Annotated in this window: 18 protein-coding genes and 3 pseudogenes; 8 read left to right on the forward strand and 13 right to left on the reverse strand. The window is 67.5% G+C overall.

All coding sequences use genetic code 11. From position 1 onward, the window contains the following. Window positions 1-97 precede the first annotated feature (97 nt). Complete coding sequence (gene wrbA / locus ACFVWD_RS33000; protein WP_389601414.1) at window positions 98-706, forward strand: NAD(P)H:quinone oxidoreductase; 609 nt, start codon at window positions 98-100, stop codon at window positions 704-706. Between the two features lie 73 nt (window positions 707-779). Here wrbA and ACFVWD_RS33005 read toward each other — a convergent pair whose 3' ends face one another. Next, complete coding sequence (locus ACFVWD_RS33005; RefSeq protein WP_389601416.1) at window positions 780-938, reverse strand: hypothetical protein; 159 nt, start codon at window positions 936-938, stop codon at window positions 780-782. A 39-nt stretch (window positions 939-977) separates the two neighbouring features. Between ACFVWD_RS33005 and ACFVWD_RS33010 the strand changes: the two are divergent. The 5 genes and pseudogenes from ACFVWD_RS33010 to ACFVWD_RS33030 form a co-directional block, all read left to right on the forward strand. Continuing rightward, a pseudogene (locus tag ACFVWD_RS33010) lies at window positions 978-1136 on the forward strand (LLM class flavin-dependent oxidoreductase); the annotation flags it as partial. 109 nt (window positions 1137-1245) lie between these two features. Continuing rightward, window positions 1246-1563, forward strand: a pseudogene (locus ACFVWD_RS33015) (transposase); the annotation flags it as partial. Between the two features lie 19 nt (window positions 1564-1582). Further along, complete coding sequence (locus ACFVWD_RS33020) at window positions 1583-2008, forward strand: hypothetical protein (protein ID WP_389601481.1); 426 nt, start codon at window positions 1583-1585, stop codon at window positions 2006-2008. 63 nt (window positions 2009-2071) lie between these two features. Further along, a complete protein-coding gene (locus ACFVWD_RS33025) occupies window positions 2072-2236 on the forward strand; it encodes a hypothetical protein (RefSeq protein WP_389601418.1) in 165 nt (54 codons plus the stop codon). Between the two features lie 26 nt (window positions 2237-2262). Then, the gene (locus tag ACFVWD_RS33030; RefSeq protein ID WP_389601419.1) at window positions 2263-2646 is read left to right on the forward strand and encodes a hypothetical protein; all 384 of its coding nucleotides are present in this window, start codon (window positions 2263-2265) and stop codon (window positions 2644-2646) included. Here ACFVWD_RS33030 and ACFVWD_RS33035 read toward each other — a convergent pair whose 3' ends face one another. Continuing rightward, complete coding sequence (locus ACFVWD_RS33035) at window positions 2647-3210, reverse strand: methyltransferase domain-containing protein (RefSeq protein ID WP_389601472.1); 564 nt, start codon at window positions 3208-3210, stop codon at window positions 2647-2649. Window positions 3211-3439: 229 nt separating this feature from the next. Continuing rightward, on the reverse strand, window positions 3440-3619 hold the full coding sequence (locus ACFVWD_RS33040; RefSeq protein ID WP_389601420.1) for a hypothetical protein: 180 nt from the start codon (window positions 3617-3619) through the stop codon (window positions 3440-3442). Window positions 3620-3645: 26 nt separating this feature from the next. Between ACFVWD_RS33040 and ACFVWD_RS33045 the strand changes: the two genes are divergently transcribed. Then, on the forward strand, window positions 3646-4209 hold the full coding sequence (locus ACFVWD_RS33045) for a MarR family winged helix-turn-helix transcriptional regulator (RefSeq protein ID WP_389601422.1): 564 nt from the start codon (window positions 3646-3648) through the stop codon (window positions 4207-4209). A gap of 139 nt (window positions 4210-4348) precedes the next feature. On the opposite strand, the gene ACFVWD_RS33050 is transcribed toward ACFVWD_RS33045, so the two are convergent. The 6 genes and pseudogenes from ACFVWD_RS33050 to ACFVWD_RS33075 all read right to left on the reverse strand — a co-directional run. Then, window positions 4349-4609, reverse strand: coding sequence for an ATP-binding protein (locus tag ACFVWD_RS33050; RefSeq protein WP_389601423.1), 261 nt, complete (start codon window positions 4607-4609; stop codon window positions 4349-4351). Continuing rightward, complete coding sequence (locus ACFVWD_RS33055; RefSeq protein ID WP_389601425.1) at window positions 4578-5039, reverse strand: hypothetical protein; 462 nt, start codon at window positions 5037-5039, stop codon at window positions 4578-4580. Before ACFVWD_RS33055 ends, ACFVWD_RS33050 begins: the two co-directional genes overlap by 32 nt. Window positions 5040-5080: 41 nt before the next feature. Continuing rightward, the gene (locus ACFVWD_RS33060; protein ID WP_389601474.1) at window positions 5081-5566 is read right to left on the reverse strand and encodes a GAF domain-containing protein; all 486 of its coding nucleotides are present in this window, start codon (window positions 5564-5566) and stop codon (window positions 5081-5083) included. 328 nt (window positions 5567-5894) lie between these two features. Beyond that, window positions 5895-6365 (reverse strand): VOC family protein, encoded by a 471-nt coding sequence (locus tag ACFVWD_RS33065; RefSeq protein WP_389601426.1) that lies wholly within the window; start codon window positions 6363-6365, stop codon window positions 5895-5897. A 155-nt stretch (window positions 6366-6520) separates the two neighbouring features. Then, on the reverse strand, window positions 6521-7231 hold the full coding sequence (locus ACFVWD_RS33070; protein WP_389601428.1) for an SDR family NAD(P)-dependent oxidoreductase: 711 nt from the start codon (window positions 7229-7231) through the stop codon (window positions 6521-6523). A 338-nt stretch (window positions 7232-7569) separates the two neighbouring features. Further along, a pseudogene (locus tag ACFVWD_RS33075) lies at window positions 7570-8300 on the reverse strand (IS3 family transposase); the annotation flags it as partial. Between the two features lie 143 nt (window positions 8301-8443). Between ACFVWD_RS33075 and ACFVWD_RS33080 the strand changes: the two are divergent. Beyond that, complete coding sequence (locus tag ACFVWD_RS33080; RefSeq protein ID WP_389601429.1) at window positions 8444-9235, forward strand: IS3 family transposase; 792 nt, start codon at window positions 8444-8446, stop codon at window positions 9233-9235. 320 nt (window positions 9236-9555) lie between these two features. On the opposite strand, the gene ACFVWD_RS33085 is transcribed toward ACFVWD_RS33080, so the two are convergent. From ACFVWD_RS33085 to ACFVWD_RS33100, 4 genes are all read right to left on the reverse strand, one after another. Further along, window positions 9556-9651, reverse strand: a complete 96-nt coding sequence (locus tag ACFVWD_RS33085) for a hypothetical protein (RefSeq protein WP_382192630.1) — start codon at window positions 9649-9651, stop codon at window positions 9556-9558. Between the two features lie 82 nt (window positions 9652-9733). Continuing rightward, complete coding sequence (locus tag ACFVWD_RS33090; protein ID WP_389601431.1) at window positions 9734-10807, reverse strand: aldo/keto reductase; 1074 nt, start codon at window positions 10805-10807, stop codon at window positions 9734-9736. 79 nt (window positions 10808-10886) lie between these two features. Then, window positions 10887-11873, reverse strand: a complete 987-nt coding sequence (locus ACFVWD_RS33095; RefSeq protein ID WP_389601433.1) for a zinc-dependent alcohol dehydrogenase family protein — start codon at window positions 11871-11873, stop codon at window positions 10887-10889. Window positions 11874-11936: 63 nt separating this feature from the next. Beyond that, window positions 11937-13418 carry an MFS transporter gene (locus ACFVWD_RS33100; protein ID WP_389601435.1) on the reverse strand — a complete coding sequence of 494 codons (1482 nt, stop codon included), beginning with the start codon at window positions 13416-13418 and terminating at the stop codon, window positions 11937-11939. Between the last annotated feature and the right edge of the window lie 209 nt (window positions 13419-13627).

Here is a 13627-nt window from a genome sequence, read left to right on the forward strand (position 1 = left end):
AGGCATGCAGATTGACGAGTACTAGACCGGTCGTCTATGTTCGCAACCGCTCGCAGCCAACTGCTCCAAGCACCTACACAACGAATCGGAGAGCCCTGTGGCCACCCCCGTGAAGCTCGTAATCGTCTACTACTCCTCGACCGGCACCATCGCCGAGGTCGCCAAGGAACTGTGCGACGCCGGTCTCAAGGCCGGCGCCGAGGTCCGGCTGCTCAAGGTCGCCGAACTGGCCCCGCAGGCCGCCATCGACTCCAACCCGGCCTGGGCAGCCAACCACGCCGCCACCGCGGACGTCCCCGTCGCGACCCCCGCCGACGTCGAGTGGGCCGACGCCGTGATCTTCGGTACTCCGACCCGCTTCGGCAACGTCTCCTCGCAGCTGAAGCAATTCATCGACACCCTGGGCGGCCTGTGGGCCGAGGGCAAGCTGGCCAACAAGGTCTACAGCGGCTTCGTCTCCACAGCGACCGCGCACGCGGGCCAGGAGTCCACCCTGCTCGCGCTCTACAACTCGGTCCACCACTTCGGCGGCATCATCGCGTCGCCCGGGTTCACCGACCCGACCAAGTTCGTGGACGGCAACCCGTACGGCACCTCGCACGTGGACGGCCAGCTCAACAACCCCGTCGACGACGTCACCCGCACCGCCGCCCGGATCCAGGCCGAGCGCGTCGTGCAGATCGCCGCACAGCTCAAGTCCGCCTGACCGCCCCGGCGACACTCTGGAGTACCCGGCCCCGCCTGCCCGCGCCGCGGCAGTAGGGGCCGGGTGCATTTCGTCATCCGGTACGGCGGACGGACCGGGCCTTCTTGCCTCTCTCCGATTCCGGGCGGAGATCCGGGCGCAGGTGCGGGGTGGCGTCCAGGGGGCGGAGGCTGATGTCCCCGAGCTGGTCCATGCGTTCCGCTCCCAGGACGTCCACGACCAGCGACCGCACGGTTTCCACATGGCCGGGGCGCTGGCCACCAGCGAGTAGGTGGGCCTGGACGTCTTCGCCATCGGCGAGCACCACAACCGGCCGTTCATCCCCGCGTCCCCCACGACGATCCTCGGTCATGTCGCCGCCCGGACGAAGAAGATCACGCTGTCCATGTCCACGACGCTGATCACCACTAACGACCCGGTGCGGATCGCCTAGGAGTACGCGATGCTCCAGCACGTCGCCGACGGCCGGGTGGACCTGCGGGTCGGGTTGGTCGTAGGTCGGCGGTGGTAGGAGTCAACTGCTCTGCTGGGGGCTGGAGATGACTGCTCGCCGTACGTGTCCGCCTGCGCCGGGTCCGTTGGAGGAGTACGCCGCCCGGTTCGACGACCTCTTCTTCAGCCTGGCCCAGCGGCGGGGGTTTCGCGAGTACCTGACCGGGCTCCTGGCGCCGCGGGAGCGGAACAAGACCATCACCTGCCTGGCAGGGGCGGAACCGGTGGCAGGTGCGCGGATGCCGGGGGTGCAGCGGCTGCAGTTCTTCCTGTCCGAGTCCCCCTGGGAGGCCGAGCAGGTCAACGACCGGCGGCTCGAGCTGCTGCGCGAACAGTCGGCGACGGCTCCGCACGACGGCGGGGTCATCGTGATCGACCGACGGCGTGGAGTGGGACGCGCCCGACACCCCCGCCAACGCCGCGGCCTTCGGCTCCTCCGGCGGCAGCGCCGTTCCTGCGGCCTTCCCGAAGGTACGGGTGCTGACGCTGGCCGAGTGCGGCTGGCACGCGTCCCTGGCCGCGGCGATCGGACCGAGCACCGGCAAGCACAGCGGAGCGCAGACCCTGGCCATGGAGCTGTTCCCCCGCCTGGAGCCGGGGATGCTGCTGTTGGCCGACCGTGGCTTCTACGGTTTCGACCAGTCGTGCACCGTGGCGGAATCCGGCGCGGACGTTTTGTGGCGGATGTCCGACGGGCCGACCCTGTCCAAGGTCGCCGACCCTGCCCGACGGTTCTTACCTGTCGCTGGTCTTCGACCCGAAGCTGAAAGCCGCAGTGCGCGGGCAGCTGCTTCAAGCCGCCTGGATTGAGGCTGACCTCGATCCGGACCGGGCCCGGCTGGTGCGGGTGGTGGCCGACGTTCCGACCGTGGCATGGACGCCGGCCGGGAGCTGCTCCGCCTGATCACCACCATCCTCGATCCTGTCTCCGCACCGGCCATGGACCTGGCCTCCTCCTACGCCGACCGGTGGGAGCAGGAGGGAGCGAACGCGGAACTGCAGCCGCAGCTGCGCGGGCCGGGAAAGATCCTGGGGTAAAGATCCTGGGGTCGAAGAGTCCGCAGTTGGTCGAGCAGGAGATCTACGGCTACCTGCTGGTCCACTACGCGATCTCGGTGCTGGTCTGCCAGGCCGCGACCGAGGCCGACACAGACCCGGTCCGGGTCAAATTCACCCGGACCGTGCGGATCGTCCGCCGTCAGGTCGCCGACCCGGCGGGCTTTCCCCCTGAACGCCTGGCCGCCACCCTCGCCGAGGTCGGTACCGACATCACCACCCGCCGCAACTTCCATCCCCGCCGTCGGTACCGAAGTTGCCCCCGCGTGGTCAAACGCGCCCGACACAACAGCTACCGGGTCAAACGCTCTGGCGACACAGGCGCCCGTCACGCCGGTCCGCCGACCATCCGCCTGGTCAACCTGCACGAACCCGCCGCCCAACAAGCCTGATCAACTTACGTTACGTGGCATTGACCCGAGGGGGACCTGTCCCAGGCCGATCCACATAGTGAAGGCGAAAAGGAGGCCTCCGCGATCGACCGACCGCTCGACCGATGCGAAGAAGCGTTCAATCAACTCCGCACGGACGCGGCTTTGCATGGCCCCGCAGTTGAAGAACGGCACTACAACGCCCGCGTCCGTAAGCGATGTAAAGCGAAGCGCCACCGGAAGCGCAGTGGTGTGTCGCAAACCCGCTCTCACCATGCGGGAGCGAATCGCTCGTCCGGCCGCTGGATCATTGTCCTCCGGGAAGAATTCGGCTATATCCTCGTCGAGGTGGTCGAACCCATTTGCGACGGAGGAGGACCAGTCGGTGTCGATCACGCAGACGCGCCCCCGAGGGCGCGTCACCCGGATCAACTCCTTGATCGCGGCGTCAGGTTCCCTCACGTGTTGCAGTACACGCTCGCAGCGCACACCGTCGAAATGACCGTCCGGGAAATCAAGTGAGGTGATGTCGCCGACTGCATAGCCCACCGGCCCGGCGCTGCTCCGAGACCGTGCAACGGCAATTCACTTCCTCGGACAGGTCGATCGCGGCAACCGACCCTTCTTCTCCCACACGCGCTCCCAGCTGCCGTGCGACCTCACCGATGCCGCACCCAGCGTCGAGCAACCGCTCACCCTCCGCGGGAGCGAACATCTCAAAGGCGGCAGTCCGGGCTCGTTGTATCTCGTGATGAGCGGCTCTCCGCGAAGCGGTGGTGCTCGGCCGGCTCCTCCTGCGCTGTGTCGTGGTGGTTCATGCGGCCTGCTCCTGCCGCTCGACCAGGACGCCGTTCTCGAACTTGGCGCCCGCGCGAACCAGGGCGGCGAGGTGGGCGCCGGTGATCGCGCGCCAGCGGGTCTGAGCCGACTCGACGAGCCTTTTGGTCGGCCGACTAGTGAAGGCCGTGGTGTGGCCGCCAGACAAAGGAAGCATATGCTCCTATTTCTCTGGCGGCAGGAGTGATTGCCGATTCAGCCGGTTTGTGGATCATTGCCACTGTATGTCTGAACAGGCACTTTATGGTGCGCGCATATACTCTTATCGTCGGTGAGGAAGCTCTGGAGGAGATGATGGTCGCTACACCGACGGATCCCGGCGATTCGTGCAACAACCTGGCTCTGCGTAAGGCGGCCCGGTATCTCGGCGCGACGTACGACAAGGCTCTGGCTTCGGTGGGTCTTCGTGCGACGCAGTTCAGCATCCTGCAGAAGCTCAGTGCTCACGGAGAAATGACGATCACCAGCCTCGCTGAGATGATCGCCATGGACCGTACGACGATGGCCTCGAACCTCAAGCCGCTCGCGCGGGAGGGCCTGGTGACCGTCGAGCCGTCGGCGGCCGACCGCCGCGCACGGATCGTTACGATCACGCCAGAGGGGGTCTCCCGGATGAAGGCGGCGCTGCCGCTGTGGCGGGAGATGCAGGACCGGTTCGAGGAGAGCTTCGGAGCCGACGATGCAGCCCGGTTGCGCGCAGCCCTCGAAGCCGTCCTCCAGACCGGCTTCACGCCCTGGGCCGAGTGAGGCACGACTTCTGCACCGCTGCCGAGAGGGTGGGAGAGCGTAGCCCCGGTTGCCGGGCAGTCACCGGATTCCCATCCACCGACCGGCCTCCAGCGCGCCGCATCAGGCGCTTGCATGGACAGCGCAGGAGCGTTCCGGCTCAAGTTTCCGGGATGGGCACCTCCACCGAGACTGTCTTGCCCCGGCCGTTCGGGGAGCTGTTCCACAGTCCGGCCAGAGCCTCCACGACGAGGAGACCGCAGCCGTGCTCGGCCTCCGGGTTCTCCTCTTCGCAGAGCGCCAGGGGCGAAGGAACCGGCGGGTGGCTGTCGCAGTTCCGCACCTCCAGCCCGACGTGATCCGCGAAGGCCCGCGGCCGGACGTCGACGTCACTGCCCGCGTGGATGAGCGCGTTGGTCACGACCTCGGAGACGATGAGCTGAAGAGCGTCCGACATCTCCGCCGGCCCCCAGGCGCTCATCCGATCGTCCACGAAGCTGCGTTGCTGCCTTGACCCCCCGCAGGTTGCGACGCTGGATCTGCAGGTTCGACGTCCGCGGCGCGCCCTCGCCGACGGCACCTTCATAGCGGGCCGGCAGCAGTAACGCGTCGTCGCGGCGCTGCTGGGGGCTTGAGACATCGGTGATGAGGTAGTCGGCCAGCTGCTCGAGATCGGCCCCGGCCTCGCGGCTGCCGGAGCTGAGCAGCGCCTGTGCACCGGATCCCGGGTCGGCCCCGCGCAGTTGGCCCATGACGGCCGCGCTCTCCATCGCGTGGCCTTCCATGTCGCTGACGACCAGCACCGTCCGTTCACCCGGCAGTTTGATCACGTCGTACCAGTCACCGCCCACCTTGGACGTGACCGTGGCGGGCCGGTACCGCGCGGCGGTGGTCAGCCGGGGCAGTTCGGAGAGCGTAGGGGCAGGAGCCGCCTTTGGAGATATGCGGCTACTGCGTGCTGCTTCGTGCTCAGTTCGACGCGCTCCATCGCCGCGCCCAGCAGTTCTGCCATCATGCTCAGGACGGCCCTCTCCTCGGGCGGGAAGCCTGGGGACCCTGGGAACGACAGACAGCAGGCGCCGACCACCTTCCTGCTTCCGATGAGAGGAAGGTACACCTCGGCCTGTGACCCGCCATCGGGCCAGTCGGGGTCGGCAGCCGTCGATCGGCCATCGGAGATGAACAGCGGGCGCCCACGGACTGCCTCCGCCGCCGGTGTCCTGGCGTCCAGCCCGGCTCCGTGGACGGGTTGCGGACCATGCCGGAGGTGGCTCCGCTGTGCCCCAGAACCCACAGACGGCCCTCGCTGGCCGAGGCCAGGGCCTGAGCGTGGAAGGGGGACATGACGCAGGTCGGCGAGTCGCCGCAGCGGATACATCAGGCTGGTGCCCGTGGAGCCGGGGACGCCGGACACCCCCAGACTGGCGTGCAGACGCTCGTATCCGCTCCACAAGTCCTGAGCACTGCTCCATATTTGACAGGTTTCTCGTGCAACGGGACTTTCGAAGATCGTCAAGCCTGGTCGCAAGATGATTTACAGGAGTCCTGTTTCGCACGTCCAACCCAGTTGACCAGTGGCGTCACCCTTCAACGCGGCGGCGTTGCCATGCCGGTTGCGGGCAGTGGCGGACGTCCTCAACTCCTTCGCGCGGTCCGGAGGCGGGCGCTTGGCCGAGGCCGTGTCGTCACTGGGAACCTCGCAGGAGTCAGCGTCCGGGGAATCGCTCGGTGATCTCCTGGAGTACCCAGCCGTTGCCGTCCGGGTCGCTGAAGGTGGCGAAGGAGCCGTAGGAGGCGCGCTCGGGCTGAGGGCCGGCGAGCCGCTGCTGCCCCTCGAGCCCGTGGATGACCTCTCCCCCCTCGTGGCCGTGGTAGAAGAAGTCCGCGTCGTGGAAGATCTCACTGACCTCGATGCCGCGCTCGACGAGCTCCGCGCGTGCCTGCTCGATGTCGGAGACGACCAGGTATATACCCTGGGCCGAGCCGGGCGCGGCGGAAGTGACTCCCTTGCCGAAGATGATCGAGCACTCGGAGCCGGGCGGCGTGCACTGCACACCGCGCCAGTCCTCGCTGGCGGTCTTGTCGAGGTCCAGACGGAATCCCGCCTTCTCGTAGAAGGCCTTGGCCCGGTCGATGTCGGAGACGGGCAGCACGAAGACTTCGAGCTTCAGATCCATGGCTGTGTTCTCACTTTCAAAGGTAGCTCGGTCGTTTGCATATCGAGCGTTTATTCGAACAGTTCCGATCACCCGAGCACGGGGGTGCTTTGTGACCATCCGAACCGGACGTGGGCCTGGCGGATCGGATGGTGGCTGACAGGCCCGTCTTCGGCTCAGTGGCCGGCGATCTGGCCGCCGTCGACGTGCAGGATCTCGCCGGTGACGAACGGGGCGTTCTCGAGGTACTCCACCGCGTCGACGACATCGCTCACTTCGCCCAGGCGGCCTACCGGATGCAGGGCGGCGAGCTCGTCCCAGTATCCCGCGGTCATGGGTGTCTTGATGGTGCCCAGGGCGACGGCGTTGCTGCGGATGCCGCGGGTGGCGTACTCGATGGCGAGGGCTCTGGTGGCGGACTGCATACCGCCCTTGGTCAGTGCCGCGAGTACGGAGTTCACGTTGGAGTTCGCCTGGTCGGCCAGGGTGCTGGTGATCTGTACGACGTGACCACTGCCCTGGGTCAGCATCTGCTGGATCGCGAGCTGGGTGATCCGGAAGAAGCCGGTCAGGTTCACGCCGACTACGGCGTCGTAGTCCTCCTCGGTGAAGTCGGTGAACGCGTTGGAGATGAAGATCCCGGCATTGTTGACCAGCGTGTCGATGCGGCCGAACCGTTCGAGGCCCGCGGTGATGATGCGTTCCGCGGTGGCGCGGTCGGCGATGTCGCCCTGGACGGTGAGGATGTCGGGATCCTGCGAGGCTGCGATGGTGCGTGAGGTGGCGACGACGGCGTAGCCAAGCTTGCGGTAGGCGACGACCAGTCCGGCTCCGATGCCCTGCGAGGCGCCGGTGATGACTGCGACCTTCTGACTTTGGGTGCTCATGATGGCCCCCTTCGAGGGGTGGAGGCGTTCTGATACTAGGTGACCGGTCTACTATACGAGATCAATTCACGAGGCGATGGCTTGGTCGCGGACCGGATGTCATGTGACAGCAGCCGAGGTGTCTCCAGCCTGACACACTCGTGAGATGCTCGCCGTGCACCTGCGTCCGGGCAACGCGCGGGGACGCTTTGGCGAGTCGGCTCCAGGCTCTATCAGGTCACGTCCGTCCGGCGGCAGCGCTTGCTGCGTGCCCGGCCGGGCGGTCGACAGATCAACGCCAGGACACTCACGGGGTCAGTCATAAGCAAGAGTCAGACCGCCTCAGCCGGGGCTACCCGATCCTTGCGGGCTCCGGTGCGAAAAGACTGACAGTCATAGCTCGATCCGACACGTCCCATGCTGCGGCGGATGCCGTGCCGTCGGCAGGCGTCGGCGAAGGTCCGGCTTACGTATTGGGCGCTCCTGTCCGTGTGGAGGACGACGCCATGGACGTGGCCGCCGCGGGCGGCGACTGCCATCTCGATCGCATCGGTGACGAGAGACGTGCGCATATGGTCGGCGATCGCCCAGCCGATCACGCGGCGCGAGCAGATGTCGATGACCGTGGCGAGATACAGCCAGGTGGAGCCGACGGCTACGCAGGTGATGTCGCCGCACCACTTGGTGTTCAGCGCGTCCGCGCCGAAGTCGCGCATCAGCAGGTCCGGGGCAGGAGGTGCCGTCTTGTCCGCGATCGTGGCGCGCTTCCTGCGCCGCAGGTGCCGGCCGACGGTGTGGTTGACGCGCATCAGCCGGGCCACACGCTTGCGGTTGATTTTTTGCCCGCGCGACCGGAGTTCGGCATGCACACGTGGGCCGCCGTAAGTGCCGTGGTGTTCGGCGTGGATGGCGCGGATCTCCGCGACCGCCCGATTGTCGGACGCCTGGCGCTCGGCGCGGGCGGGGCAGTCGCCCGGTGCCGGTAGAAGCCGGAGCGGGACACCCCAAGGACCCGACACAGCCGCTTCACGACGACGTCGGAGCAGTTGTCAGAGATGAAGTCCCAGCGGCGGGTCTCCACTTCACCTCCCGAGCAGCAGCTCGGCCCGGGGCGGTGGAGGCGACCGCGATGGAGAAGGAGAACTGGCAGCTGCGGGCGCGGGTGAAGGAACTCGAGCTCGAGCGGGAGATCCTGCGGAGGGTCGCGAAGTATTTTGCGGCGGAGACCAGTTGGTGAGCAGCCGCTTCCAGTTCGTCGAGGATCACCGTGGCGCCTTCGGCGTCAAGCGGCTGTGCCGGATACTTGCGGTCTCGCGGTCCGGCTTCTACCGGTGGCGGGCTGGCGCATCCGCGCGGGCCGGTGGGACGAGGGCGGATGCCGAGCTCGCCGAGGACATCGACCGGATCCATCAGGAATCGGACGGCACCTATGGGGTTCCGCGCGTCACCGCCGAGCTGAAGGAGGCCGGGAGGCCGGTCAATCACAAGCGGGTCGAGCGCGTCATGCGCACGTTCCACATCGTCGCACTGCACCTGTACAAGAAGGTCCGCACCCCCATTCCCGAGCCGTCGGCGACACCGGTGCCGGACCTGCTCCAGCGGGACATTGCTGCCCAGGAGCCGAACACCAGGCATGTGGGAGACATCACCTACCTTGAAGCCGCCGGGGCGCAGGTCGAGCAGGCCGTGCACGCGGGAACGGACCCTGGCGCGGGCGGAGGCGATCTTCGCGAGCTGGACCGGACCGACCTGGTCCACGGTGCGGTACAGCGTGGAGACGGAGGGCGGATGCCCCGGCACCAGCGCGGCGTGCCGCATCACATCGATCCCGGCGATCGAGCGCGCCCCGAGCAGTACCGCGCACGCTGCACTCACCAGCACCCCGGCCCGGTGGTGGACCGGATGGAAGTCCCTGCGCACCAGCGCCGACGACAGCGCGTCGGTCAGCCCGGTTTTGTCCGCCAGCCTGCGCACCGGCACGATCCCCGCCTTGCCCACCAGCTTCCGCCCACCCGCCGACAGTGACGGAGGGTGGCTCCTCCCCAGCATGATCCAGTTCTAGTCAAACCAGATCACAGGTAGTGGCACCCTCCCTTGCCGTTCTCACGCTCCGTTACCAGAGCTGGTCAGTACGGTGAATTCAGGAGGCGAGACGGCCCTGATCGACGGTGGTGCCCCGCTCGAACAAGCCTTGTTGTCCACGGCACGCCCACCCCAGCAGACGGCTCTTCAATCCATGGTGACCGGGCGCGGGCTGCGCCCGGTCACCATGAGGACGTACTCGTAGCGCGGCGGCCGGATTTGGTAGCGGCGGCGCTCCAGTGGGCCGGCGTCCAGCAGGGATTTCAAGCGGCGGTCAGCATGTTCGGGGCGATGCCGAGGCTGCGCTCGAACTCGTCGAAGCGGGTGAAGCCGTCGAAGGCATCAGGCATGATCAGCATGCTCCACCACTCGCCGACGTACTCCAGGCTGGGCGCGCGATCGGGTCACTCCATGTCCTCGAAACTGGCCCGCCGCCTGAGATCACGCTACCGGGATCGCGGGCTCGTCGATCACGCTTGCGTCACCGCCGCGGATGGGGCTCGTGATCCACGCGTTCAGCTCGTGCGGGGTGCCGAGCCTGATCGCGCTCACCTCGTCGAGCCGGGCGAACTGCGCCGGGGTCAGCGTCACGTCCAGTGCGTCCAGGTAGTCGTCGAGTTGCGCGACGGTGCGCGGGCCGATGATCGGCACGTACGCCGTGGCCGCCCGCGCGCCCTGCTGCCGCATCCAGGCGATGGCGACATGGGAGGCCGGCACGTCGAGCTCGGCCGCGACGTCGACGACGGCGTCGACGATCGCGGTCTTCTGCGCGGTCTCCTCGAAGAACCCGACGGCCTTGAGGTCGCTGATCCGGCCGGTGGCGCCCTGGCGGTACTTGCCGGTCAGCAGACCGCCGCCGAGCGGGCTCCACAGCGCCGCGCCCAGGCCAAGCGCCTGCGCCATTGGCAGCTGCTCCCGCTCGGCGGTGCGCTCGACCAGGCTGTACTCGACCTGGATACCGGCGACCGGGGACCAGCCGCGCAGCTCGGCGATGGCGGCGGCGCGCGACACCCGCCAGGCCGGGAAGTTCGACAGCCCGAAATAGCGGATCTTTCCAGCGCTGACCAGGTCGTCCAGGCCGCGCAGGATCTCCTCCATCGGGGTCAGGCCGTCAGGGGCGTGCACCCAGTACATGTCCAGGTGATCGGTGTTCAGGCGGCGCAGGCTGGCCTCGAGAGCCTGGACCATGTTCCGGCGGCTGTTGCCGGTGTTGGAGACGGTCAGCGGTCCGACGCCGTTCATGCTGTACTTGCCCGTCAGCACGAAGTGGTCCCGGTCGGAGCCCAGGAACTCGCCGAGCAACTGCTCGGATTCGCCGGCCTGATAGTTCTCGGCGGTGTCGATGAGCGTGCCGCCGGCTTCGGCGAACCGGTCGAAGATCTTGCGGGCCTCGGCGGGCTCGGCACCGGGGCCCCAGCCGCCACCGGCGCGCCAGCCGGTGCCGAAATTGGCGGTGCCGAGGCCGTACTCGGACACGCGCAGGCCGTTGTTGCGCCCGAAGGTGGTGTATCGCATGGGTGGACATCTCCTAAGACGAGTAACTTGCGTTGTGTAAGCGAAGACGCGGTTCTTGGCGCCTATGAGGTGTGTCGGGTCAGCGGGGGACGGTCACGACGATCTTGCCGACCTGGGACCCGGACTCGAGACGACGGTGGGCCCCGACGATGTCCTCCAGCGGGAAGACGGTGTCGATGACCGGTCGCAGGGTCTCGCGGGCAAGGCCGTCGAGGACCCAGTCGACGGCGACCTTGCGGCGTTCGACGTCGGTAGTGAGATCGAAGACCTTGTATCCCCGGATGGTGAGGCTCTTGCCGATCAACCCCCACACCGGCACTGTCGTGAGCTCGCTGCTCAGCGCACCGTAGATGATCATGGTCCCGCCGGGCGCGGCGGCGCCGGTCAAGCCCGCCAGAGCAGGTCCTCCCACGGGGTCGAAGATGACGCGGGCGCCGTGGCCGTCGGTGAGCTTGTTCACGCGGGTGACCACGTCTTCCTCGCCCGTGACGATCACTGCCTCGGCGCCTTCGTCCAGGAGCCGCCGGCGCTTGGCGCTGGTGCGGGTCAGTGCCACGGGCCGGGCCCCCACGCTGCGGGCCACCTGGATCGCGGCCAGCCCGACGCTGCTGGAGGCCGCCGGGATGAGCACCGTGTCACCGGCCTTCAGGTCCGCGGTCTCGATGAGGGCGCCATAGGCGGTCAGGTACTGCCCCCACAAGGCCGCGGCCTGCTCCCAGGACAGTGTGTCGGGGTGCTTGACCACCGCGGTGGCGGGCGCGATGGCCAGCTCGCCGTGGATGGGGTAGTCGATGGGCCTGAAGCACGGGATCATGCTGACGGCATCGCCGACGGTGAAACCTTCGACGTCTGGGCCGATGGCGTCGACCTCACCGGAGGCCTCCCATCCGATACCGGAGGGAAGCTCCACGAGGTGGTTGTTGCGGAGCATGGCATCCGCTCGGTTCACCCCGAGAGCCCTGGTGCGGACGCGGATCTCGCTCTGTCCGGGTTCGCGGATCTCGATGTCGTCCAGGGTCAGGACCTCGGGGCCGCCGGTGGCGTGAAATCGGACGATCTTGCTCATATGAGTGGTCTTGCCTTTCAAGTCTGCGGAAGGAAGGGGCAGTTCAGGCTCGGTGGTCGGCCGTCACCTGGTGATCTCGGGCGCCTTGTCGAGCTCCGGTTGGTCGGCGCTCCTGTCCGTCCGCGCAGTCGCCCTGCGGCGTCCCAGCGTTCCGGACAGGGCGGTGAGCAGGCCGATGGCCGCGAGAACGGTGACGGTGATCATGGCGGGGGTGAAACCGGCGAGCAGAGCGTCGGGCCCGCTCTTGCCTTCGTTTCCTGCGGTGAGGACCGCGGTGACGATGGCGAGGCCGATCGCGCCGCCGATCTGCATGGAGGTGTTCAGCAGGCCGCCGGCCAGGCCTTGTTCGTGGTCAGGGATTCCCGAGGTGCCCTCTATCTGGAAGGGCGCGAACGCCAGTGTCATGCCGATGCTGAGCAGGAGCATGCTGGGCAGCACACCCACGGCGTAGGGGTGGTCCCGGGCGATGGCCAGGAAGAGCGCGTAGGCGGCCACATGCGTAATGACGCCGGCGATGATGCTGCGCGAGGTGCCGAATCGTGCGATCAGTTGCGGGATGCGCGGCGAGGCGACAGTGACGATGGCGGCGGCGGGAAGGAAGCCGAGCGCGGTCTGCAGCGCCGACCACTGCAGTACCTGCTGGAAGTACAGCGTCGCCACGAACTGGAAGCCGACGTAGGCGCCGAAGAACACCGACAGGCCCACGTTGGCACGCACCAGGGAGCTGGAGCGCAGGATGCCCAGACGGATCAGCGGCTGCGCGCCGCGGAGCTCGATCACTACGAAGGCGGCCAGCAGTGCGGCTGCGAGCCCGAACTGCACCAGCGTGCTCGCCGTGGTCCAGCCCTTCTGCGGCGCTTCGACCACGACGTAGACGAGCAGCAGCATTCCGGCAACCAGGGTGAGTGCGCCGGGCAGGTCGTAGCTGCCGACGGTGCGCGGGCCGTCCTTGGGCAGGACGCGGATGGCCGCTGCCAGAGCGATCAGCGCCACGGGCACCGGCAGGAGGAATGTCCAGCGCCAGCCGAGCTCGGTCAGCGCACCGGACAGCACCAGGCCGCTTGAGAAGCCGCTGGCACCCATGAGCGTGTAGATCCCGATCGCCTTGTTGCGGGCCGGCCCCTCGGTGAACGTGGTCGTGATGATGGACAACGCCGCCGGTAGGGTGAACGCCGCCGACACGCCCTTCAGGAGACGGGCGACGATCAGCAGGCTCCCGTCGTCGACCAGGCCGCCGACCAGCGAGGTCAGGGCGAAGACGGCGACCGCCACCAGGAAGACGCGGCGGCGGCCGAGGATGTCGGCGGCGCGTCCGCCCAGCAGTAGAAAGCCGCCGTAGCCGAGGACGTAACCGCTGACGATCCACTGCAGTGCGCTTGTGGACAGGCCGAGGTCGGCCTGGATCGAGGGCAGGGCGACGCCCACCATGTTCACGTCCAGCGCGTCGAGGAATCCGACGATCGAGACGGTGAGCAGGACCCCCCACAGCCGTGCGTCCCATGTAGGCGAGGACGTGGACAAGGGCGGTGGTGCGGAAGGACTCATGCCGATACGCTGACATGCTCCTAATCTGAATGCAAGTACATCTAATGTATGTACATTAAATGCCGGTGCATGGTATGGAGGTCGCATGACTGTTGTGCGGCGAGCAGCAATTGGTCAAGGAGTGGCACGATCTCCTGGCCCGGCATGCCGTCGTTTACCAGACCCTCGAAGACCTCGCCTGCTCTGAGAACATTCCCGGAGCGCTTCAA

The sequence above is a fragment of the Streptomyces sp. NPDC058086 genome (genome assembly GCF_042885015.1).
Classification (GTDB): domain Bacteria; phylum Actinomycetota; class Actinomycetes; order Streptomycetales; family Streptomycetaceae; genus Streptomyces.

Excerpts from the sequence above, each read along its gene's own strand:
- ACFVWD_RS33100 (WP_389601435.1), bottom strand. The coding sequence starts at position 13,418 with ATGAGTCCTTCCGCACCACCGCCCTTGTCCACGTCCTCGCCTACATGG.
- ACFVWD_RS33065 (WP_389601426.1), bottom strand. The coding sequence starts at position 6,365 with ATGGATCTGAAGCTCGAAGTCTTCGTGCTGCCCGTCTCCGACATCGAC.
- ACFVWD_RS33085 (WP_382192630.1), bottom strand. The coding sequence starts at position 9,651 with ATGCTGATCATGCCTGATGCCTTCGACGGCTTCACCCGCTTCGACGAG.
- ACFVWD_RS33060 (WP_389601474.1), bottom strand. The coding sequence starts at position 5,566 with ATGTATCCGCTGCGGCGACTCGCCGACCTGCGTCATGTCCCCCTTCCA.
- ACFVWD_RS33090 (WP_389601431.1), bottom strand. The coding sequence starts at position 10,807 with ATGCGATACACCACCTTCGGGCGCAACAACGGCCTGCGCGTGTCCGAG.
- ACFVWD_RS33025 (WP_389601418.1), top strand. The coding sequence starts at position 2,072 with ATGGACGCCGGCCGGGAGCTGCTCCGCCTGATCACCACCATCCTCGAT.
- ACFVWD_RS33070 (WP_389601428.1), bottom strand. The coding sequence starts at position 7,231 with ATGAGCACCCAAAGTCAGAAGGTCGCAGTCATCACCGGCGCCTCGCAG.
- ACFVWD_RS33040 (WP_389601420.1), bottom strand. The coding sequence starts at position 3,619 with ATGCTTCCTTTGTCTGGCGGCCACACCACGGCCTTCACTAGTCGGCCG.
- ACFVWD_RS33095 (WP_389601433.1), bottom strand. The coding sequence starts at position 11,873 with ATGAGCAAGATCGTCCGATTTCACGCCACCGGCGGCCCCGAGGTCCTG.